The organism is Arthrobacter sp. 05L428 (assembly GCF_056397665.1).
In genome coordinates, this window is record NZ_JBFTNW010000001.1 from 112,529 (window position 1) to 132,463 (window position 19,935).

At 67.9% G+C, this 19,935-nt stretch carries 21 protein-coding genes; 9 read left to right on the plus strand and 12 right to left on the minus strand.

The features are described 5' to 3' along the window. Window positions 1-70: 70 nt before the first annotated feature. Both AC1DH3_RS00570 and AC1DH3_RS00575 read right to left on the minus strand, forming a co-directional pair. The gene (locus AC1DH3_RS00570) at window positions 71-1,039 is read right to left on the minus strand and encodes a hypothetical protein (protein WP_441416842.1); all 969 of its coding nucleotides are present in this window, start codon (window positions 1,037-1,039) and stop codon (window positions 71-73) included. Window positions 1,040-1,264: 225 nt separating this feature from the next. Beyond that, window positions 1,265-1,690: a PLD nuclease N-terminal domain-containing protein gene (locus AC1DH3_RS00575; RefSeq protein WP_441416843.1), complete on the minus strand. Its 426-nt coding sequence runs from the start codon at window positions 1,688-1,690 to the stop codon at window positions 1,265-1,267. Window positions 1,691-1,862: 172 nt separating this feature from the next. Between AC1DH3_RS00575 and AC1DH3_RS00580 the strand changes: the two genes are divergently transcribed. Beyond that, complete coding sequence (locus AC1DH3_RS00580) at window positions 1,863-2,171, plus strand: DUF4229 domain-containing protein (protein WP_441416844.1); 309 nt, start codon at window positions 1,863-1,865, stop codon at window positions 2,169-2,171. Between the two features lie 85 nt (window positions 2,172-2,256). Here the strand turns inward: AC1DH3_RS00580 and AC1DH3_RS00585 are convergent, their stop codons facing one another. The 8 genes from AC1DH3_RS00585 to AC1DH3_RS00620 all read right to left on the minus strand — a co-directional run bounded on the left by AC1DH3_RS00585 (window position 2,257) and on the right by AC1DH3_RS00620 (window position 8,833). Next, window positions 2,257-3,138, minus strand: a complete 882-nt coding sequence (locus AC1DH3_RS00585) for a 1,4-dihydroxy-2-naphthoate polyprenyltransferase (protein ID WP_175321447.1) — start codon at window positions 3,136-3,138, stop codon at window positions 2,257-2,259. A 58-nt stretch (window positions 3,139-3,196) separates the two neighbouring features. Continuing rightward, window positions 3,197-4,360, minus strand: coding sequence for an AMP-binding protein (locus AC1DH3_RS00590; RefSeq protein ID WP_476908388.1), 1,164 nt, complete (start codon window positions 4,358-4,360; stop codon window positions 3,197-3,199). Between the two features lie 10 nt (window positions 4,361-4,370). Then, window positions 4,371-5,324 carry a 1,4-dihydroxy-2-naphthoyl-CoA synthase gene (locus AC1DH3_RS00595; protein WP_476908389.1) on the minus strand — a complete coding sequence of 318 codons (954 nt, stop codon included), beginning with the start codon at window positions 5,322-5,324 and terminating at the stop codon, window positions 4,371-4,373. Window positions 5,325-5,345: 21 nt separating this feature from the next. Continuing rightward, complete coding sequence (locus AC1DH3_RS00600) at window positions 5,346-5,786, minus strand: VOC family protein (RefSeq protein ID WP_175321444.1); 441 nt, start codon at window positions 5,784-5,786, stop codon at window positions 5,346-5,348. A gap of 76 nt (window positions 5,787-5,862) precedes the next feature. Then, window positions 5,863-6,612: a CPBP family intramembrane glutamic endopeptidase gene (locus AC1DH3_RS00605; RefSeq protein WP_441416847.1), complete on the minus strand. Its 750-nt coding sequence runs from the start codon at window positions 6,610-6,612 to the stop codon at window positions 5,863-5,865. 91 nt (window positions 6,613-6,703) lie between these two features. After that, a complete protein-coding gene (locus AC1DH3_RS00610) occupies window positions 6,704-8,428 on the minus strand; it encodes a hypothetical protein (RefSeq protein WP_476908390.1) in 1,725 nt (574 codons plus the stop codon). Further along, the gene (locus AC1DH3_RS00615; protein WP_441416849.1) at window positions 8,425-8,682 is read right to left on the minus strand and encodes a hypothetical protein; all 258 of its coding nucleotides are present in this window, start codon (window positions 8,680-8,682) and stop codon (window positions 8,425-8,427) included. Before AC1DH3_RS00615 ends, AC1DH3_RS00610 begins: the two co-directional genes overlap by 4 nt. Window positions 8,683-8,695: 13 nt before the next feature. Further along, complete coding sequence (locus AC1DH3_RS00620; protein ID WP_476908391.1) at window positions 8,696-8,833, minus strand: hypothetical protein; 138 nt, start codon at window positions 8,831-8,833, stop codon at window positions 8,696-8,698. A 403-nt stretch (window positions 8,834-9,236) separates the two neighbouring features. Between AC1DH3_RS00620 and AC1DH3_RS00625 the strand changes: the two genes are divergently transcribed. Then, a complete protein-coding gene (locus tag AC1DH3_RS00625) occupies window positions 9,237-10,697 on the plus strand; it encodes an amino acid permease (RefSeq protein WP_441416851.1) in 1,461 nt (486 codons plus the stop codon). Window positions 10,698-10,841: 144 nt separating this feature from the next. On the opposite strand, the gene AC1DH3_RS00630 is transcribed toward AC1DH3_RS00625, so the two are convergent. Together AC1DH3_RS00630 and AC1DH3_RS00635 are read right to left on the minus strand one after the other, a co-directional pair. Continuing rightward, window positions 10,842-11,612 carry a dienelactone hydrolase family protein gene (locus AC1DH3_RS00630; protein WP_476908392.1) on the minus strand — a complete coding sequence of 257 codons (771 nt, stop codon included), beginning with the start codon at window positions 11,610-11,612 and terminating at the stop codon, window positions 10,842-10,844. Between the two features lie 115 nt (window positions 11,613-11,727). Further along, on the minus strand, window positions 11,728-11,904 hold the full coding sequence (locus AC1DH3_RS00635) for a CsbD family protein (protein WP_138768393.1): 177 nt from the start codon (window positions 11,902-11,904) through the stop codon (window positions 11,728-11,730). Window positions 11,905-12,109: 205 nt separating this feature from the next. Here AC1DH3_RS00635 and AC1DH3_RS00640 point away from each other — a divergent pair, with 205 nt between their 5' ends. From AC1DH3_RS00640 to AC1DH3_RS00670, 7 genes are all read left to right on the plus strand, one after another. Then, window positions 12,110-12,778 carry a pentapeptide repeat-containing protein gene (locus tag AC1DH3_RS00640; RefSeq protein WP_441417829.1) on the plus strand — a complete coding sequence of 223 codons (669 nt, stop codon included), beginning with the start codon at window positions 12,110-12,112 and terminating at the stop codon, window positions 12,776-12,778. Window positions 12,779-12,902: 124 nt separating this feature from the next. Continuing rightward, entirely contained in the window at window positions 12,903-14,114 is a 1,212-nt protein-coding gene (locus AC1DH3_RS00645) for a thiolase family protein (protein ID WP_441416853.1), read from the plus strand. Then, window positions 14,114-14,926: an enoyl-CoA hydratase/isomerase family protein gene (locus AC1DH3_RS00650; protein WP_476908393.1), complete on the plus strand. Its 813-nt coding sequence runs from the start codon at window positions 14,114-14,116 to the stop codon at window positions 14,924-14,926. The genes AC1DH3_RS00645 and AC1DH3_RS00650 overlap by 1 nt, the downstream gene beginning before the upstream one ends. 52 nt (window positions 14,927-14,978) lie before the next feature. Then, on the plus strand, window positions 14,979-15,866 hold the full coding sequence (locus AC1DH3_RS00655) for a 3-hydroxyacyl-CoA dehydrogenase family protein (RefSeq protein ID WP_441416855.1): 888 nt from the start codon (window positions 14,979-14,981) through the stop codon (window positions 15,864-15,866). Window positions 15,867-15,941: 75 nt separating this feature from the next. Further along, window positions 15,942-16,577 carry a GNAT family N-acetyltransferase gene (locus AC1DH3_RS00660; RefSeq protein WP_441416856.1) on the plus strand — a complete coding sequence of 212 codons (636 nt, stop codon included), beginning with the start codon at window positions 15,942-15,944 and terminating at the stop codon, window positions 16,575-16,577. 28 nt (window positions 16,578-16,605) lie between these two features. Then, window positions 16,606-17,322: a tyrosine-protein phosphatase gene (locus AC1DH3_RS00665; protein ID WP_441417830.1), complete on the plus strand. Its 717-nt coding sequence runs from the start codon at window positions 16,606-16,608 to the stop codon at window positions 17,320-17,322. Between the two features lie 9 nt (window positions 17,323-17,331). Then, window positions 17,332-19,935, plus strand: coding sequence for a S1 family peptidase (locus AC1DH3_RS00670; protein WP_476908394.1), 2,604 nt, complete (start codon window positions 17,332-17,334; stop codon window positions 19,933-19,935).

The window sequence follows — 19,935 nt, forward strand, 5'->3', positions numbered from 1 at the left end:
AACCCTCGGGCCTGAATCGTCGATTCGCCACAAATGGCCGCTAAGCCACCCCGCTTAGCGGCCATTCCTGTCAGATGGACGCCGTGGTGCGTGCGGAACGTCGCCTCCGGGCCGGGCCACGATCGGGCATCCAGCCCCGCTCCACGAGCGCCGCCCGTACCCTGGTGACCGCTGTTGGCTCCATGCCCGGGCCCAACGGGGTCAAGTCCCACTGGGTCAGCACGACTACCCGCCACCCGGCATCCCGCGCGTTTTCGTCCCGGAAAATATCGCTGCGCCGTTGCGCCGGAGTGGCGTGATGCCCGCCGTCGTATTGGATTGCGACCCGTTCCACTTCATAGGACAAATCAGGGTCCTGGATCCAGCGGCCGGTTTCGTCGAACATGGGCACGTTGACTGCGGGTTCGGGGAGGCCATGGCGGAGAAGAAGCAACCGGAGTTCGGTCTCCTTGGGGGAGTCCGTGCCTGAGCGCATCAGGATCCGAGCCCGCGCGGCCTTCTGGTAGCCCGGCTTTCCTTTTCGTCCTTGAAGGTAGGCGTCTAGCTCGTCGAGGGTGGACAAAGGGTTCCTTCGGCGGAGCAGGAAGTCTCCGGCAATCACAAGATCGTCGAGGCTAAGCATGCTGGCCAGGTCGAACCACGTCCGCAGCGGTGACGTGCAGTGGACCCTGGAGCCCGCCACGATCTCCTCGGGTTCAAACGACTGTTGATGGCCCACGACGTTCTTTCGACGCACAGCCCGATTGCCCGGCCGGCTGGTGAGATGAACGACGTCGACGTTTGCCACGGACGCCGGCAGGGGAAAGCCCCACAGCAGGGCAGCGGTTGCATGGCTCACCACCGCGCACGTCACAGCAACCAGGGCATGCATACGGTCAAGGAGGGTGCTCGGCGTCGTGGCGGCGGTGCGCACTCCGTGACAGGGGCTGACAAGATCCCGGCACCGGGTTCGACGCCGGCTCAATCCCGCCGCGCGGGCGTCCGCGAGCGTGAATGGTTTGTCGTGAAGCTGTGGGGGAAGCTCGCTGGGCTGGCGCATAAGAGCATTCTGCGCCCGCCTGGAGCGGGATTTGACGTTGTCCACAGCCCGGGCAGGGTGTGGGGGAAGAGCGGGCCAGTGGAGGCTGGTTTGCAGGTCCGGGTGCGCGGCGTCGATTTGCCGGCTATGGCCGCTACGAGGGTCCGGATTCAGGCCATTTCTGGCAAATGGGAAGGGGAACGCGCCGGCTGAGAGGGAGCGTCTACGCGCCAGGGGGCAGAGCGGCTACTTGACCTCGTCGGTGCCCTGCGTGGGGTCGCCGCTGCCGTGGGCTTCGCCGGATTCCGTGCCGCGGGCGTCTCCGGTGCCGCTGCCCAGCTCGCGCTCCTTGGCGTCCAGCTCGTCCTTCAGCTTCTTGAGCCGGTCAGCCTCCGCCTGGTTGCGGCGGCGCAGCTCCAGGTTGCGGAGGAAGTCGGGATCGTCGTCCGGGGCGGTGGGGTGGCGGTACGTGGCCGGAGCCGCCGCGGCCTCGCCGCGGGGCCGGCCGATGAGGAACCAGAGGATTGCGCCGACCACCGGGAGAACGATCTGCACCACGATCCAGGCCGGCTTGGAAATGCCCTTGGTCAGGCGTGCGTCAGTCCTGATGAGGTCGATCAGTCCGTAGACAAAGACGACCAGTACAACGATTGGTACCACGACACGGAGCATAGCTTCAGTTTAGCCTCCGCGCGAGCTTCCGGCGCCCGGTAGGTGCCCGGCACCCGCACGGCAGCCGCCCGCAACCCCGAGGCCCGGCGCCGGGCAGCCGCGCTGGTGCCCGCACTCAGCAGCAGACGGAGCGCCGGGTCCCCGCCCCGGCCGGGACGGCTAAACTGGGAGCGTGGCTTTCCTGAAATACTCCCTGATCCGTCTGGCACTGTTTGTGCCGTTGTTCGCCCTGTTTGTCTATTTGCAGCTTGGCTGGCTGCTGGCCGCGCTCTGCGCCGGGATGATGGCCTTCGCCATCAGCTTCCTGTTCTTCCAGAAACAGCGCGACGCGGCCACCGCCTCGATCCACCAGCGTTTCTCCGGCAAAGCCAAGCCGCTGCGCAGTGCCGGGGAGATCGACGACGCCCACGCCGAAGACCGCCTGGTGGACGAACACCCGGACGTCACCGTGCGCACCGACAGCCGGCCCAAGGACTCCTAGAGCCCGTCAGCACCCCCTGGAACCAGCCGGAACCCGCTGGAACCCCTTGGAACCAGCGGAACCAGCCGGACGCCCGGAACGCGCCCTAGAAGCCGCGGCTCAGCACCAGGCCGAGCGAGAACAGCACGGCGTAGCCAAGGTTGATCAGCCCGGTCTGCTTCAGCACCGGGATCAGGCTCTTGCGGCGCCGGCCCGCGATCATCAGCCAGGACGGCATCAGGATGGCCGGGATGAGCAGCAGCACAATCAGCATCCAAGGCCGACCGGGCGCAAGCACAATCACCAGCAGGATCGCCACGGCGAGCATCAGCACGTAGCTTTCCCGGGCGTGCTTGTCGCCCAGCCGGACAGCCAGCGTCTTCTTCCCGGCCACGCGGTCGGTGGGAATGTCCCGGACGTTGTTGGCCATGAGCAGGGCGCAGGCGATGAGTCCCGTGCCGATCGCACCGATGATGGCCGCGAGGCTGAGCTGGCCGGCCTGCGTGTAGGTGGTGCCCAGCGTGGCCACCAGCCCGAAGAACACAAACACGAACAGGTCGCCCAGGCCCAGGTAGCCGTAGGGGTTCTTGCCGCCGGTGTAGCCCCACGCGGCAAGTACGCAGCCCACACCCACGAGGATCAGCCACCAGGCCTGCGTGATAATGACCAGGATCAGTCCGAACAGCATCGCCAGGCCGAACGCCGCGAACGCTGCCCGCTTGACGTGCTCCGGCTTCGCCACCCCGGAACCCACCAGCCGGAGCGGGCCCACCCGGTCCTCATCGGTGCCGCGGATGCCGTCGGAGTAGTCGTTGGCGAAGTTCACGCCGACCTGGAGCAGCAGGGCCACCATGGCGGCCAGCAGGGCGTTGACGGGCCGGAACGCGTTCATCTCATAGGCGGCTGCAGTCCCGATCAGGACCGGCGCGATTGCGGCCGGCAGGGTGCGCAGACGGGCGCCTTGGATCCATTGTGCCGCTGTGGCCACGTTCAGTACCTCGTTGGTTTGGGTGTTGATCTAGTGGAAAGGGTTGCTTGAAGCTTTTCTATTTTCCCTGATGACGGGTGTCCAGCCGAACGGTCATGCCCATTCGGTCCGGTTTTCCGTTCGGAAGCATCAGCAGTTCCGCGGCGGTGAGCACTGTTTTAGGAACCAAGGCCCCCGCCAACGCCCCCGCGCCGCCGGCGGTGAAACGCGCCGTGAAGGCCTCGGCTGCCTCCGGCGAATCGTCCGCCAGCACCACATAGGCCGCCAGCGCCTGGCCCCACTCGGCGGACGGGACACCCGCCACGAACGCCGCCCGCACGCCGTCGAGCTTCTCCAGTTCCGCCTGCACATGCGCGGCGGACACCTTGACGCCGCCGGTGATGACGACGTCGTCGGCCCGGCCCAGCACGGTCAGCGTGCCGTCCGCGGACAGCGCGCCGAGGTCGTTGGTGCGGTACCAGCGGATCCCGTCGTCCTCGACAAATGCCGAGGCCGTGAGCTCCGGCTCGTCGAGGTAGCCGGCCGCAATGGTGGCGCCGCCGAGCAGGATCCGGCCGTCCGCGGCGAGTTTCAGCTCGACGCCGTCCAGCGGCACGCCGTCGTACACGCAGCCGCCGCAGGTCTCGGCGGAACCGTAGGTGGTCACCACCCGGACGCCGGCCTCCCGGGCCGCGGCGAGCAACTCCGCCGAGGCGGGGGCGCCGCCCAGCAGAACCGCGTTGAAGCGCCGGAGCATGGCCAGCGTCTGTGCCGAGGGCCGCTCCAGAAGCCGCTGCAGCTGCGTGGGAACCAGGGAGGTGAAACGGATCTTGTCCGTGAGCTCTAGGGCTGCGGTGGTGAAGGCCTCCGGGGTGAACCCGCCGGAGAGGTCCATCGCCCAGGGCCGGGTGCCGGCGAAGAGCGACCGGACCAGGACCTGGACGCCGGCCACGAACTGCACCGGGAGCGCCAGCAGCCACTGGCCTTCGCCCTTAAGCGCCATCGCCGTTGCCATGGAGGAAGCCGCCAGGGCATCCACCGTCAGCACCGTGGCCTTGGGCACGCCGGTGGAGCCGGAGGTCCGCACCACGACGGCGGCGTCCTCGAAGCCGGGGGTTTCCACCAGCCCGACGACGGGGGAGCCGTCCGGGCCGGCGGACAGCTCGACGGCGGGACCCTCCCCGCGGAGGGCAGCCGCGAGGGCAGCGAGGGCGGGTTCGATGTTCACCGCTCCGGAAGTCATCGCGGCAGCCTTAGAAGTAGTACGGGAACTTGGACCAGTCCGGATCACGCTTCTCCAGGAAGGCCTCCTTGCCCTCCACCGCCTCGTCCGTCATGTAAGCCAGTCGCGTCGCTTCGCCGGCGAACACCTGCTGGCCGGCCAAGCCGTCGTCGGCGAGGTTGAAGGCAAACTTGAGCATCCGGATGGCCTGCGGGGACTGCCGGGCGATGTCCGCGGCGTACTCCAGCGCCACCTCCTCGAGCCGCTCGTGGTCCACGGCCTCGTTCACGGCACCCATCCGGACCATGTCCTCGGCGGAATATTCGCGGGCCAGGAAGAAGATCTCGCGCGCGGACTTTTGGCCGATCTGGCGGGCCAGCAGGGCCGAGCCGTAGCCGGCGTCGAAGCTGCCTACCGTCGCGTCGGTCTGCTTGAACTTGCCGTGCTGCCGGGAGGCGATGGTGAGGTCGGAGACGACATGCAGCGAGTGGCCGCCACCGGCCGCCCAGCCGTTCACGACGGCGATGACCACCTTGGGCATGGTCCGCATGAGCCGCTGGACCTCAAGGATGTGCAGCCGGCCGGCGCGGGCGGGGTCGATGGTCTCGGTGGTTTCGCCCTCTGCATACCGATACCCGTCGCGGCCGCGGATCCGCTGGTCGCCGCCGGAGCAGAAGGAGTGGCCGCCGTCCTTGGCGGAGGGGCCGTTGCCGGTGAGCAGGACCGTGGCGACATCGGGGGTCATCCGGGCGTGGTCCATGGCCCGGTACAGCTCGTCCACGGTGCCGGGCCGGAACGCGTTGCGCACCTCCGGGCGGTTGAAGGCGATCCGGACGGTGGGAAGGTCCCGGACCACGGTGCCGTCCGCGGAGCGCTCCACCTGTCGGTGGTAGGTCATGTCCTGGAAATCGTCGAAGCCGGTCACGGTGCGCCAGCGGGTGGGGTCAAAGACGTCGGATACCTTGGCGGGGATTTCGTTGCTCACAGTCCGAGTCTAGTAATCGGCTCAGCTGATACAGAACTCGTTGCCTTCCGGGTCCGCCATGGTGTGCCAGGAATGCGGGCCCTCGTTGGCGGTCCACAGGTACGTCGCGCCGCGGGCCTCGAGCGCGGCCCGGACCTCGTCCTTGTCAGCGCCGGCCAGGTTCACATCCCAGTGGACGCGGTTCTTGACGGTCTTCGCCTCCGGCGCGGTCTGGAAAAGAATCCGGCGTGAGGCGGGCTTGACGCCCAGGTCCTCGGGCGGCCGGATGGCGGCGCCGTCCCGCCAGACAAGCTTTCCGTGGTGCCGCTTGGTCTCCGCGTCCGTCGCGAAACCCTGCTTGATCATGGAACGGATGAAGTCCTCGTCCTGCGGCTCCACGGCCCAGTCCAGGGTTTCGGCCCACCAGTCCGCGAGGGCGTGCGGGTCGACGCAGTCGACAGCGATTTGGATGTTCAGTGCCATGGGAAAAACCTACGACGACGGCGCCCGCGGCGCTAGGGTGCCGCCGGGGCAACTTTCGCTGTTGTTTTTCCGGGCGCTACTGCAGCTGCTCGAGGATTTCCGGCGGGATGGCGTAGATGAAGATGACGGCCAGCAGGTTCTTCGAGGCATGGACGAAGTAGGAGAACATCACATTCTTGCCCGTCCAGACGTAGACGAACACCAGGGTGGCGCCCATGGCGAGATAGGGCATCAGCACGGGCAGCGTCAGCGCCTCCTGGCCCACGACGTGCATGGCCGCGAACAGCACGACGGAGAGCGCGCAGCAGAGCCAGATGTTCAGCTTCCGGCTCAACTTGCCGATCAGCAGGTGCCGGAACATGTACTCCTCCACGAAGGGGCCCACAATCACCAGCAGCGGCACCATTAGCCAGGCCGGGACCTGCTGCATGAGTGCCTGCAGGCCGGCTTGGTTGGCGGAGGTTTGCGGGGTCCCTGCCACGGCCACCAGGATGGCGGTCAGGATCATCGCGGCCACCACGGCCAGCGGCACCGTCAGGAGGGTGAACCAGGGTCTCGTGGCCAGGACGCGGAGATCCCGGCGCGCGACTTGGCGTGCCGCGAACAGGGCGAGCAGGCCGATGACCGCATAGACCAGAAGGTTCACCGCGTAGGACGCCACCGCCGGATTGGGCGAGAGCTGCAGCACGAGCGGCGCCAGCAGGCCTGAGGCGGTGGCGAAGACCGCCCCCACTGCCACGTAAATCCCCGCCGTGATGAGGTCCAGCCGGGAGAATGCGTACAGTTCCGGACGCGGCGCAGGTGGTTGACGGAGAGCGGGACCCATGCCACCAGCCTAGCCCCGCCGCCGAGCGGACACGGCTAACGCCCGGGCCGAGGGCGCCGGGCGTTAGCCGTGTAGCTGCAGAGCCGGGAATCTATCGGAACAGCGCCCCGTAGGTCCCCATGATGATCCGGTCGCCCGGGGTGGACTTGCGGATGTAGTCCACCACCGCCCAGTCATCCAGGGAGATGCAGCCGGCCGTCGGGATCTTGTTCATGTGCAGGAAGATGGCGAAGCCCGCATCCTGGACAATGTTCGGCCGGTTGTAGTTGATGACCACGCCCTGGCGGTAGTAGCCCAGGCTGGCGAACCACCACATGTTCTCGTCCCAGCCAACCCAGGAGGAGGACTCGTGGTACTTGTTGTAGGTGGCCGTCCAGGGGTTGCCGCCCCAGCGTGAGCGCGGGTTGAGCGTGCGGTACGCAAGCTTCGTGCCGGGGTTGCCCAGGCCAAAGGCCTCGGTCACGGAGAACGATCCGGTGGGGGAGAACAGGTTCCGGGTGGGGCCGGACGGAACTCCCGGCGGCTTGAACCCGGACTTACCGACGTACCCGTCAGTCCGCCAGTCCGGCACGTACGTCCCGGCGATCTTCATGCAGTACAGGTTGGTCGCATGGTTCAGTCCGTAGCCCTGGGTCCACGTGAGGAGGACCCGGTTCGCGCCGTAGGTGGGGTACTTGGACTTGCCGTTGTTGAGGTTCTGGCACTCCGACATCCCGAAGACCCGGTATCCCGGCTTCACCGTCCAGCCGATGAACCCCCGCTGGAAGGCCTGGATGCACTGCCCCGGAACGCACTTTTCGTTGGCGAGCGGGTAGCCCAGGCTGCTCCGGGTGGCCCCCACCCGGACGTACCGGGCTCCGAGGCCGCCGCGGGAGATCCAGGACCCGGTTGCCGAGGACCAGTAGACGGTTCCGCCCTGGAACCGCTGCAGGCATCCGCCGGCAGCCTGGCCACAGGTCCTGGGGCCGGTGGGATAGCCCATGACGCCGGCTTGCGCGCCGGCCGCCTTCCACCTGGTGTAGATGGTCCCCTTGAGGACCTGCGCGGGGGTCCTCGGGGACCAGAACACCGCTCCATGGGCGAAGAACTGAGAACAGCCCCGCGCCGTCAGCCCGCAGACCTCGGCGGTGGTCGGCAGCCCGAGCCCGGCGGCCTCACCTTGGGCCCGCCACAGGGCGCCGATGGCGCCGCGTGACCAGATCTGCTGGATTCCCTTGGTGGTCCAGGTGAGGAACCGCCCACTGGAAAACTTCTGGATGGTTCCGCCCGTGACCGCGGTTTCGTCCGTGACCGGATAGCCGTAGAGCGCCAAGCCTCCCTGCGCGTGCCAGCGGGGGCCCGTGTGGCCGGCCGTCCGCAGCACCGGGTGCGCGCCGGTTGCAGCGGTCCAGAAGACGGATCCGCCTTCGAACGCCTGGCTGCAGACGTCGAGAGAGCAGGCCTGGTTGGCGGTCGGTGCGCCGAGGGCACCGGCTGCGCCCTTCAGCGCAGTCCATTTCGCCTGGATGGCGCCCAGGACAACGACGGACGGCGACGTCGGCTCCTCCGTCGGCGTCGGCGTCGGCGTCGGCGTTGGCTCCGCAACAGTGGAGGTCGGCTCCACGGTGGGCTCCGCCGTCGCTGTCGGGGACGTGCTAAGTTCCGGGGCCGGAATGGCGGGGGCCGACGCCGACTCGGTCGGCGCGGCCGTGTCGGTTGCCGTGGGGCTCGCTGTGTCCTGCGGCAGCGGTGCGGTCTCGGCGAAGGCCGGTCCGACCGCCAGCGGTCCGGCCGCGAGCCCGAGCACCACCGCTGAGATGACAAGTAGTTTTTTCATGGCGCATCCTCTACGGAGACGACCGGTGTGCAGGTCCCGGCGCTGTCCTTGGTCTTGGCAAAGTTCGGTGCTGCAATCTCGGCCGACTTGCCGGCAGCGACGGTTTTGGTGATGATCGTGTGCCCTGCCACGGCAGGGCCGGCGGTGACCGCGATTGCCACGGTGAACACTTTGTTCTTGTCGCTGCTGTTGACCAGGGTCCCCGTGAAGGACCACGACCCGTCGGCCGTCGCGCGGCAGATGGGCTCGCGCAAGGCCTCGGGTGCGTTAAGCGAAGTGGAAACATCGGCCGGTTCGGACGCGCTCGGCGCCGGAGATCCTGATGATGATGATGATGATGGTGGCGTTGCTGCGGTGCTGCTGCCGGTGCTGGGTGTGGCCGGACCGGAACCGCCGCTCGAACACCCTGCCAGTACGAGAAGCAGCACTGCGGGCAGTAGCGCTCTCTGTTTCATAGTCCCCCCTGACTCACGGCACTGCTGCCATGGCCTGCAGTGACGTTGCAGGCGAACCAGCGGGAACGTCCCCGCCGGTTCGCTCAGAGTAATGGAAACCTCGGCCTGACCAGCGCTTTTGCGCCAAAACGTTGTTTTAATTTCGTATTTTCGGCGGTTCCGGGTGTAGCCCGCGTCACGGTGCGGCGCCGAAAGCTAGTACTATGGACGTGCCGCGCGACGCTGCGACCCGTTGTGAGTTTCGGTCTAAAACCCTGCCCGTTTCCTGGGCTCAGGGCACAGGCCGGGTCCGTACTTCTGCTCCCGGAGCCGCCTTCCCGTCGCGGCAATACCCCGACCTACAAGGAACTGTTGTGCCACAAAGTACTTCCACAGACGTTAAGAGCGCGCCGGCGCAATCCGCCGTCGTCGACTCGACCCTCAGCGCCGAGGGCTACAAGAAGTCCCTGAACGGCCGCCAGGTCACCATGATCGCCATGGGCGGCGCAATCGGCGTCGGCCTCTTCATGGGCGCCGGCGGGCGCCTGGCTTCGACCGGCCCCGCGCTGATCTTCTCCTACGCCATTGCGGGCGTCATCGCCTACCTGCTGATGCGCGCCCTTGGCGAGCTCATCATGTACCGCCAGACCTCCGGCTCCTTCGTCAGCTACGCCGGTGAGATGTTCGGCAAGAAGGGTGCCTACCTGTCCGGCTGGATGTACTTCATCAACTGGGCCATGACCGGCATCGCCGAGCTGATCGCGATCGGGCTGTACTTCCAGTTCTTCTTCCCCAACGTGCCGGTGGAGCTGACCGCCATCGCGGCGCTGCTGCTCCTCGTCGGAGTGAATCTGCTGAGCGTCAAGGCGTTTGGCGAGTTCGAGTTCTGGGCCTCCGTCCTCAAGGTCGCGGCCATCCTGATCTTCCTGGCCGTCGGCACCTTCATGGTGGTCACCAACGCCAAGGTCGGCGACGGCCACGCCTCGGTGAACAACCTCTTCGCGGCGGACGGCGGCATGTTCCCCAAGGGCGCCCTCGTGATGATCCTCGTGCTGAACGCCGTGATCTTCGCCTACAACGCCATCGAGCTCGTCGGCATCACCGCCGGCGAGATGGAGGACCCGGCCAAGGAGGTCCCGAAGGCGATCCGCGCCGTCGTGATCCGGATCGTCGTGTTCTACGTCGGGTCGGTGACCCTCCTGGCGATGCTGCTGCCCTCGGACCAGTACAAGGCCGGCACCTCGCCGTTCGTTACCGTCTTCGGCCAGATGGGCCTGCCGTGGATGGGCGACGTTATGAACATGATCGTGATCACCGCCGCACTGTCGTCCTGCAACTCGGGCCTGTACTCGATTGGCCGGATCTTCCGCACCATGGCCAACAACGGGCACGCCCCGCAGTGGCTGACCCGGATGTCCAAGAGCCACGTCCCCTACGCCGCGATCCTGGCGATCGGCTCGGTCTACCTGGTCGGCATCCTGCTCAACATCTGGCTTGGCGGCTCGCACGCCTTCGACCTCGCACTCAACACCGCCTCGATCGGCGTCATCTTCACGTGGGGCTCGATTTTCGCCAGCCAGATCGCGCTGCGCAAGACCAAGGGCAACGTCTCCTCCCTGCCCATGCCGGGCTCACCGTGGACAAGCTGGGCCGGACTGGTGGCCTTGCTGGCCATCACCGTGCTGATCGGCTTCGACACGATGACCAGTAAGACCGGGGAGGTCTTCCCGCTGGGCCTGTGGACCCTGGCGACCATCCCGTTCTTCGCGGTGGTCCTCTGGCTCGGCTGGCAGAAGGTCAAGAACAACGAACCGAAGAGCCAGCTCTTCAGCTAGGGCTCCGGTCCTGAATGACCAACGACGGCGGCGGCCACCCGAACAAGGTGGCCGCCGCCGTCGTTTGTTCCATCGACCGCTCCGTAACGGCCGTTCCGGGGCTGCAAAAGGCACCGTTGGAGCAGCCGATGCGGAATCTGGCGCCTAGTCCTTCAGGTGCCGGGCGAAATGGTCTTCGATCCGGCGCCAGGCCGCGGGTGCGGCCTGCGGATCGGGCCCGACGCCGAGGACGCGGAACAGCGGACGCAGCGGCCTGGGTCCCGTTTCCTCATCGTTCAGGAACGAGTGGCCGGCGGTCGCGAATTCCTTGATGTCGTGTTCAACGCCGAGGGACTCAAGCACGGAGGTCAGCCGTGCCGCCGCCCCGGAAAGGGAACGGTCCTTCGCGCCGAAGTTGGCCACGATCGGGCAGGCGCCCGCCAGCGCCGTTTCCGGGTCCTTGGGCAGCCTGCCGTAGTTCACCGCCGCGGCATCGAAGCCGTCATTGGCCAGCAGCAGGGCGAAGCCGCCGCCCATGCAGAACCCGATGACGCCGATTTTCCCGGTCGTGCGGCCGGAGTCCAACAGCCACTGCCGCGCCGTCGCCAGGTCCGTGAACGCGCGACCCTGCCCGGCAGCCAGGGAACGCATGGTCGAGACGAGGCAGCGGCGCGCCCCGCCGTCGCTGAACAGGTCCACAGCCAGGGTGAGATAGCCGGCGGCCGCCATCCGCTCTGCGTGCCGGACCGTGATGCCATCCAGGCCAAACGCCTCATGGATCATCAGCACGGCCGGGAAGGGACCGTCCCCTTCCGGTTCCGCCAGGTAGCCGCGGAGCCGCGGGGAGCCGCCGGCGGCGAGGCTGGCCCCGCTGAGGTCGACGTTATGCAGGGCCGGGTCCGGGTCTTCGCCCCGGTTGGCGGCATTCCTGGCCATGGGCACTCCTAGGTCGGGTCGTGCGGGAGTCGTGTTCGGACAGTCTTGCATCCGGGCACAAAAAACGGCGCCGGACATCCCCCAAAGGAATGTCCGACGCCGTCGATTTTTAGGACTAGTCGCGCTTGACGGCGTCCTTGACGTTTTCGCCGACCTTCTTCGCGTCGGCGACGACCTGGTCCTTCTGGCCTTCGGCCTTCAGGCGGTCGTTGTCCGTGGCGTTTCCGGTAGCTTCCTTGGCCTTGCCGCCGAGGTGCTCCGCCTCGTTCTGAATCTTGTCTCCGATACCCATGGTGTACTCCACCTTTCGTTTCCGGTTGAAATTCAACGCAGTTTCACCATAACACGAAGCATGCTTACTAATTCAAGCCCTTTTGCGAGATCATTCGATCCGTTCCGTGCCCAGGGTTGTCGATCCGCCCGGCTAGGCTCGAAACCATGGAGCCCACAACCACCCCTGTCCCAGCCAAGACCGCGGCCAAGGCGGAGTTACAGTGATGGCCAAGCCCTCCGGCGCAGCCAAAGTCACCGCCCCGCGCCTCACGCCGGTCCAGCTGGCGGACCTCGCGGAGGATCCTGCCCCCGATTTCCGCCGCGGGGAGCGCTACGACGGCGTCCGGTACACCCGCGCGGCCGCGGACGGGCTGGAGCTCAGCGGCACGGATTTCGCCGAGTGCGAGTTCTCCGGCGCCTCCTTTAATGAAACCCAGCTGCGCGGCGCGAGTTTCCGCGACTGCGTCCTGGCCGAGATCTACGCCCCGGTCTTCACGGCGGCGCGCTCAAGCCTGCGCGACGTCGAACTCCGCAACCCCCGCTGGGGGTCGGCGGAACTGTATGAAAGCGGCTGGCAGTCGGTGCGGATCGACGGCGGCAAGCTGGACTACGTCAACCTCCGCGGCTCCAAGCTGGTGGACGTGCAGATCAGCGATTGCATCATCAACGAACTGGACCTTGGCTCCTGCACGGCGACCCGGGTGGCGCTGAAGAACTGCACCATCGGCAGCCTGGACTTCAGTGGAGCGCGACTGAAGGACTTCGACCTGCGCGGCACGGAGTTCCGGTCCCTCAGCGGCCTCGGCAGCCTCGCCGGCATCGTGGTCGACGAGCACCAGCTCAGCCTGCTGGCCCCGCTGCTGGCCGGCCACCTGGGCATCACCGTGGCCTGAGTCGACGCCACGTCATCCGGGGCCGTCCGGTTGACCGCCTTGACCCGTTGTGTAATCTTTATAGAACGAACGGTCGGTAATTTACTCTGCTGCCGGCCCTGCTCCCTTGGTGAAGGATGTTCTCATGGTCGAGGCTTTTCTTGTTGGCGGTGCCCGCACTCCCGTGGGACGGTACGGCGGCGCCCTTTCCGCGGTCCGGCCCGATGACCTGGCGGCGCTGGTGGTCCGTGAAGCTGTCGCCCGTGCCGGGATCGACCCGGACGCCATCGACGAGGTCATCCTCGGCAACGCCAACGGAGCCGGCGAGGAGAACCGCAACGTCGCCCGGATGGCCACCATCCTGGCCGGACTACCGCTCCACATCCCCGGCATTACCGTTAACCGGCTCTGCGCCTCCGGCCTGAGCGCCATCATCATGGCCAGCCAGATGATCAAGTCCGGCGCCGCAGATATCGTCATTGCAGGCGGCGTCGAATCCATGAGCCGCGCCCCCTGGGTGCAGGAAAAGCCGCAGACCGCCTTCGCCAAGCCGGGCCAAATTTTCGATACCTCGATCGGCTGGCGCTTCGCCAACCCGCTGTTCCAGAAGGGCGAGCTCTCCCGCGACGGCAAGATGACCTACTCCATGCCGGAGACGGCCGAGGAAGTCGCCCGCGTGGACGGCATTTCCCGCGAGGACGCCGACGCGTTCGCCGTCCGCTCACACGAGCGTTCGCTCGCCGCGATTGCCGCCGGCCGCTTCGCGGACGAAATCGTTCCCGTGACCGTCAAGACGCGCAAGGGCGAGACGGTCGTGGACACCGATGAAGGCCCCCGCGCCGGCACCACCATGGACGTGTTGTCCGGGCTGCGCCCCGTCGTCGCGGGCGGCTCCGTGGTCACCGCCGGCAACTCCTCCACGCTCAACGACGGCGCCTCCGCGATCATCGTCGCCTCCGAGGCCGCGATCCAGAAGCTCGGGCTCACCCCGCGGGCCCGCATCATCGACGGCGCCTCGGCCGGCTGCGAGCCAGAGATCATGGGCATCGGCCCGGTCCCGGCCACCCGAAAGGTCCTCGCCCGAAGCGGGCTCGACGTCGGTGACCTCGGCGCCGTCGAACTCAACGAGGCCTTCGCCACCCAGTCGCTGGCCAGCATGCGCCGGCTCGGCCTCGACCCGGAGATTGTGAACCGCGACGGCGGCGCGATCTCCCTGGGCCATCCGCTCGGCTCGTCCGGGTCCCGGATTGCCATCACCCTGCTGGGCCGGATGGAGCGCGAAGACGCCAAAATCGGCCTCGCCACCATGTGCATCGGCGTCGGCCAGGGCACAGCCATGCTGCTGGAGCGCGTCTAATGGCGGCCCGGCCCGGCGGCCTGGACACCGCAGGCTTCGGCACGCTCCTGGTCGAGGAGCGCGAGGACCGGCTGGTGGTCCTGCTCAACCGCCCGGAGGTCCGCAACGCGATCGACCAGCAGATGGTCGATGAGCTCCACAGCGTCTGCGCGTACCTCGAGCAGACCCCCAAGGTGCTGATCCTTGCCGGCACGGAAGGCGTATTCGCCTCCGGCGCCGACATCGCGCAGCTGCGGGAACGCCGCCGCGACGACGCCCTGCAGGGCATCAACTCCACCATCTTCGTCCGGATCGCCAAGCTGCCGATGCCGGTCATCGCGGCCCTCGACGGCTTCTGCCTGGGCGGCGGCGCCGAATTGGCCTACGCCGCCGACTTCCGGATCGGCACCCCGGGGGTCCGGATCGGCAACCCCGAGACGGGCCTCGGCATCCTCGCCGCCGCCGGGGCCAGCTGGCGCCTCAAGGAGCTGGTGGGGGAGCCGGTGGCCAAGGACATCCTCCTGGCCGGCGCAGTACTCCGCGCCGACCGGGCGCTCGCGGTCGGGCTCATCACCGAGGTGCACGAACCCGCGGAGCTGATGGACGCCGCCCACGCGCTGGCGGACCGGATCGCGCAGCAGGACCCGCTCGCGGTGCGGATCACCAAGTCCGTGTTCCATGCCCCGGCTGAGGCGCACCCGCTGATCGACCAGCTGGCGCAGGGCATCCTGTTCGAATCGCAGGCGAAGTTCGACCGTATGCAGGCTTTCCTGGACAAGAAATCGGACAAGAAATCAGCCCGAGAGTCAGCCCAAGAGTCGGCCGCGAAGTGAGCAAGAAGCCAGCCGCCACGCCAGGCCCCAATCCAGACCGGAAGAAGTAGATATGAGCAACTCGGTACTCCCCGCCAACCTGCCTGCAACTGGCCTTCCCGACTTTGTTGGGGTGCTCGGCGGCGGACGGATGGGCGCGGGCATCGCCCATGCCTTCCTGATCAACGGCGCCAACGTGCTCGTCGTCGAGCGTGACGAGGAGTCCGCCGAGGCGGCCCGCGAGCGCGTGGAGTCCGCGGCGGCCAAGAGTATCGAGCGCGGCGCCACCGACGGCAACCTCGACGAGATGGTCTCCCGCCTCTCCGTGACCGTGGACTACGACGACTTCAAGGACCGGCAGTTGGTCATCGAGGCCGTACCCGAGGACTGGGACCTGAAGGTGGCCTCGCTGCGCGGGATCGAGGAGCGGCTCGCCACGGACGCGTACCTCGCCTCCAACACCTCCTCGCTCTCCGTCAACGGCCTGGCCCGCGAGCTGAAGCGCCCGCAGAACTTCCTGGGCCTGCACTTTTTCAACCCGGTTCCCGCGTCCACCCTGATCGAGGTCGTCCTCGGCGAGCAGACAAGCGAGGCCCTCGCCCAGGCCGCCCGCGGCTGGGTCGAAGCGCTCGGCAAGACCGCCGTCGTCGTCAATGACGCCCCGGGCTTCGCCTCCTCGCGGCTGGGCGTCGCAATCGCCCTCGAGGCGATGCGCATGGTGGAGGAAGGCGTCGCCTCGGCCGAGGACATCGACAACGCCATGGTCCTGGGCTACAAACACCCGACCGGTCCGCTGCGCACCACCGACATCGTCGGCCTCGACGTCCGGCTCGGCATCGCCGAGTATCTGGCCTCCACCCTGGGCGAGCGCTTTGCGCCACCGCAGATCCTCCGGGACAAGGTGGCCCGCGGCGAACTCGGACGCAAGACCGGCCAGGGCTTCTTCGACTGGACCGCCTGAGCCGGTCCCGGACGGATGCTCATTGGGGGATCCGTCCGGGCGCCAGCGAGGGGCCGGCATGCCTAGGATGGTGCGGTGACTACCGCCCCGCCGCGCATTGAACCCATCACCCTCACCGGCCAGCACGTGGTGCTGGAACCGCTGAGCCATGCCCACCACGACGGCCTGGTGGAGGCAGTCCGGGACGGCGAGCTCTGGAAGCTCTGGTACACGTCCGTCCCCGCCCCGGAGGCCATGGCGGCCGAGATCGATCGACGGCTGGCCCTGCAGCAGGCAGGCTCGATGCTGCCGTTCACCACCCGGCTGCTTGACCCGGCCACCGGCGGCCCCGGGAAAGTGATCGGCATGACCACCTACATGAACATCGACGCCGCCACACCCCGGGTGGAGATCGGTTCCACCTGGAACGCCGCCTCCGCGCAGGGCAGCGGCAGCAACCCGGACTCCAAGCTGTTGCTGCTCCGTCATGCCTTCGAGACGCTCGGCTGCCCCGCCGTCGAATTCCGCACGCACTGGCTCAACCACCAGTCCCGCGAGGCGATTGCCCGGCTGGGCGCCAAACAGGACGGCGTGCTGCGCAGCCACAGCCGCACGGCCGACGGCGTGCTGCGCGACACCGTGGTGTTTTCCATCCTCGAACATGAATGGCCGATGGTACGCAGCGGCCTGGAGTTCAGGCTGGGGAAGCGGCGGGACGAGTCCCGTGGCTAGCCGGCCGGAGGGCGGCGCCGTGAAGCCCATGAACTGGGACGGGGCCGTCAACAGCGACGGGTCTGTCACTTGGGACGGGGCCGTCAACGCCTGGCACGTTGCGGGCAGCGTGTACCGGATGGGCCGCCGCGAATGGCTCACCGAGACCGGCTGGCAGCAGGCATACGACGGCGGCATCCGGACCGTGATCGACCTCCGCAACCCGGATGAGATCCGCCGCCGCGACACCGATCCACGGGTGGGCGAGGCGACCCTGGCGGCGTTCGACGTCGTGCACGCCCCCACCGAGGATCCCGGCAACGCTGAATTCCGCGCGCTCTGCGTTCCTTACCTGAACAACCCGGCGTCCTATCCGGACAACGCCAGGATCTTCCCCGGCAAGCTCGCCGCAGTGTTCAGAGCCGTCGCGGCAGCCCCCGGCGGAGTCGTGATCCACTGTTCGGCCGGCCGGGACCGCAGCGGCATGATCGCCGCCATGCTCCAGGACCTCGCCGGAGCCGGGGAGGACGCCATCGCCCTGTCCTACGCACGCGCCATGCGGGGCATCAACGAGCACCACCGGCTCTCCGCAACCCCGCATCCGCATGAGCGGTACCTGCCCGAGGAGATCCTCGCGCCGCTGATCGAGGCGCGCCAGGAAAGCCTCCTGCGCTTTGTGCGGCAGCTGAAAACTGCCGAATTTTTGGGCCACAATGGGGTAACGGTTCCTGAGTTGACTGCCATCCGGGGCAAATTGGGGCACTAGAGTAACCGGGTGAAGACTCCCACGTACGCGCTGGTAATCCGGGCAGCGGCGGCTATCGCCGTGGCGCTCGCGGGGTCGTCTGTGGCTGTCCCCGCCTTGGCAGAGGCCGGGTCCCCTAATCCCGCTACGGCGTCCCCTTCCCCCTCGCCCAGCCCCACTTCGGAGGCGGCCCTCGCGCCGACGGCGCCGGTTGAACCCGCTGCGTCCTCGCCAGAACCGGGCATCAGCGACGCCGGGCTCGCCGAGGCGATCCGACGGGACCTGGGCATGACCCTGGCGGAGTTCAACGCCGCCGGAGCGCAGGCCAAGCGGGCCGCCGAGGCTGCACCCTCCCTGCGCGGCCTGCCTGGCTATGTCGGGATTGTCCTGCGGGACGGAAAAATCGTGGTCGAAGGCTCCGGCGTGGAGCTCCAAGCCCGAATCGACGAACTGAACCAGGCCGGCCCGGCGGAATTCGCGCTCGAGGCGCCCGCGCTGAAGACCTCCGCGCTGGCCGCTCCCACGGGACCAGGCGCCACGCCGGCCGCAGCCGTGAAGCCGGAACTCGTCGCCGGCAGTGCCGAGCAGCTCTTCCAGGCGTATGTCCGTGAGGTCGGTCCTGCCGGGCTGCAGGCTGTGGCTTACGCCGACGGCCACTTCATCGTCCGCACCGGCGGCACCAACACAGCCGAGGCGTGGACCTCGGCGGCCCTGGCGCCCGGCAGCCTCGACCCGGCGCCGGCGCCCGCCCCCGGAAAGATCTCGGCCGCAGCTTTCGTGTCCCGCTACGCCAACGTGAAACTGGAAAAGGGCGCTCCGATCAAGACCGAAGACGACTACTTCGGCGGGCAGGGTTACGTGATCGACAAGATGACGATCTGCTCTGCCGGCTTCGGGGCTTTTGATCCCGCCGGCCTGCCGCTGGTGCTGACTGCCGGGCACTGCGCCGAAGATGGAACGGCGGCAAAGGCCGACGTCGAGCCGCCCACCGCGGCGCCGGCCGGCGGAGCGACCACCTCGCTGCCGGCCGTTCTCGAACCCCTGGGATCGTTCGGGTTCAGCCAGTTCGGCGGACCCGATAACTCGCCGATCACCGGTGCAGAGTCGAGTCCGGGCAACATCGGCACCGACATTGCCGTGATCAAGGATTTGCGGCCCGGGCTCAAGGTGCAGCCCTCCGCCACTACGTGGAAGACCCCGGCCAACCCGGGACAAACCTCCGTCAAGATCATTGGCACCGCAGCGCCGTACCAGGGCCAGGCTGTCTGCCGGTCCGGCCGCACCACCGGATGGTCCTGCGGCGAGGTAGCGGAAACCGGCGTCTACGTGGTGGGAGGACGCACCACCGCGGCAGGAGATTTGAGGGCCTTCAAGGGCTTCTTGTCCTATGACGTCCAATCCAGCGGGGGAGACTCCGGGGGGCCCTGGATCAGCGGAAACTTTGCCGTCGGCACACACTCCGCCGGGGAACCCCGGGGCGCGGCGCAGAACTTTGCGGTCGCGACAACGCTCGACGATGCGCTGGGCTCCATTCCTGGCCCCGTCCAGCTCCAGCTGTTCTTGAACAAGCCCGAACTTGCGGGGACACCGGACACCGGCACGGTGTTGCCGGGCAGCCTCATTCGGGGGCGCGTGCCTGCCGCCCCCGCCTCGGGCGTCGCCGCGAACTCCACGGTCCGCCTGCTTCGCCCGGACCAGGACGCCGTCGAAATCCCGGTGGACGCGGCGGGAAGCTGGTCCTTCAACGCGCCAGCGTCGGAAGGAACGTTCCAATTCACGGCTGAGACCGTCAACGGCCACAGCCGGTCAGGGGCCGCAGCGTTCAGCCTCAAGGTCTCCGGGTTGCTCGCGCCGGAGATCAGTGCCCCCGCCTCCGGATCCAGCCTCGCGGCGCTGGATCGCGTCGAAGGAACGGGCACCCCGGGCAACACCGTGGTCCTTTCGGGCCAGCTGACCGGTTCCGCGAAGGTTTCGCCGCAGGGCCGGTGGAGTGTTTCGGTGGGAAGCCAGCGGGCGTACGGCAAGCTCTCGGTCTCGGCGGTCCAGACGGCGCCCGGCCACGTGGACAGCCCGCCAGCCACGCTGGTGTTCACGGTGCCGCCGCCGGCGCCCGCCGTCGCCGGACAGTGGAACGGGGTCTCGTTCCGCCAGGACTTGCTGCCCGATGCGATTTCCGGGACGGGTGTCGACGGCGCAGCGGTCGCCGTGCTGATTGACGGGCAGCCGATCGGTGCCGTGCAGAAGGGCGGATCCGGCGTGGGGACGAAGTCGGTGTTCCCTTCGCTGGTCCCGCATGTCCTCGTGGCTGACGGCCGCTGGAGTGTACGGTTCCCCGCCGGCCTGGCCGTAGGGCTGCACACACTGTCCGTAACCCAGTCCGTCGACGGGATCGCCTCGTCACCGCTTAGGGCCAGGTTCACGATCAGCCCGCCGGCGTCCGCAGCCATGGCAGGGAACATTCCTCCGACGGCGGCAGCGGGCGCCCGTGTCTCAACTCCGCGGCAGCCGGGCAGCCCCGCGATGCTCGCCAGCACCGGAGCCAACGGCGTGCTTCCTGCCGCAGCTTTGGCGGCGGCGGCCCTGCTGCTCGGCGGGGCCTGCATCGCACTAGGGCGACGCCGGACAGTGCGTTAG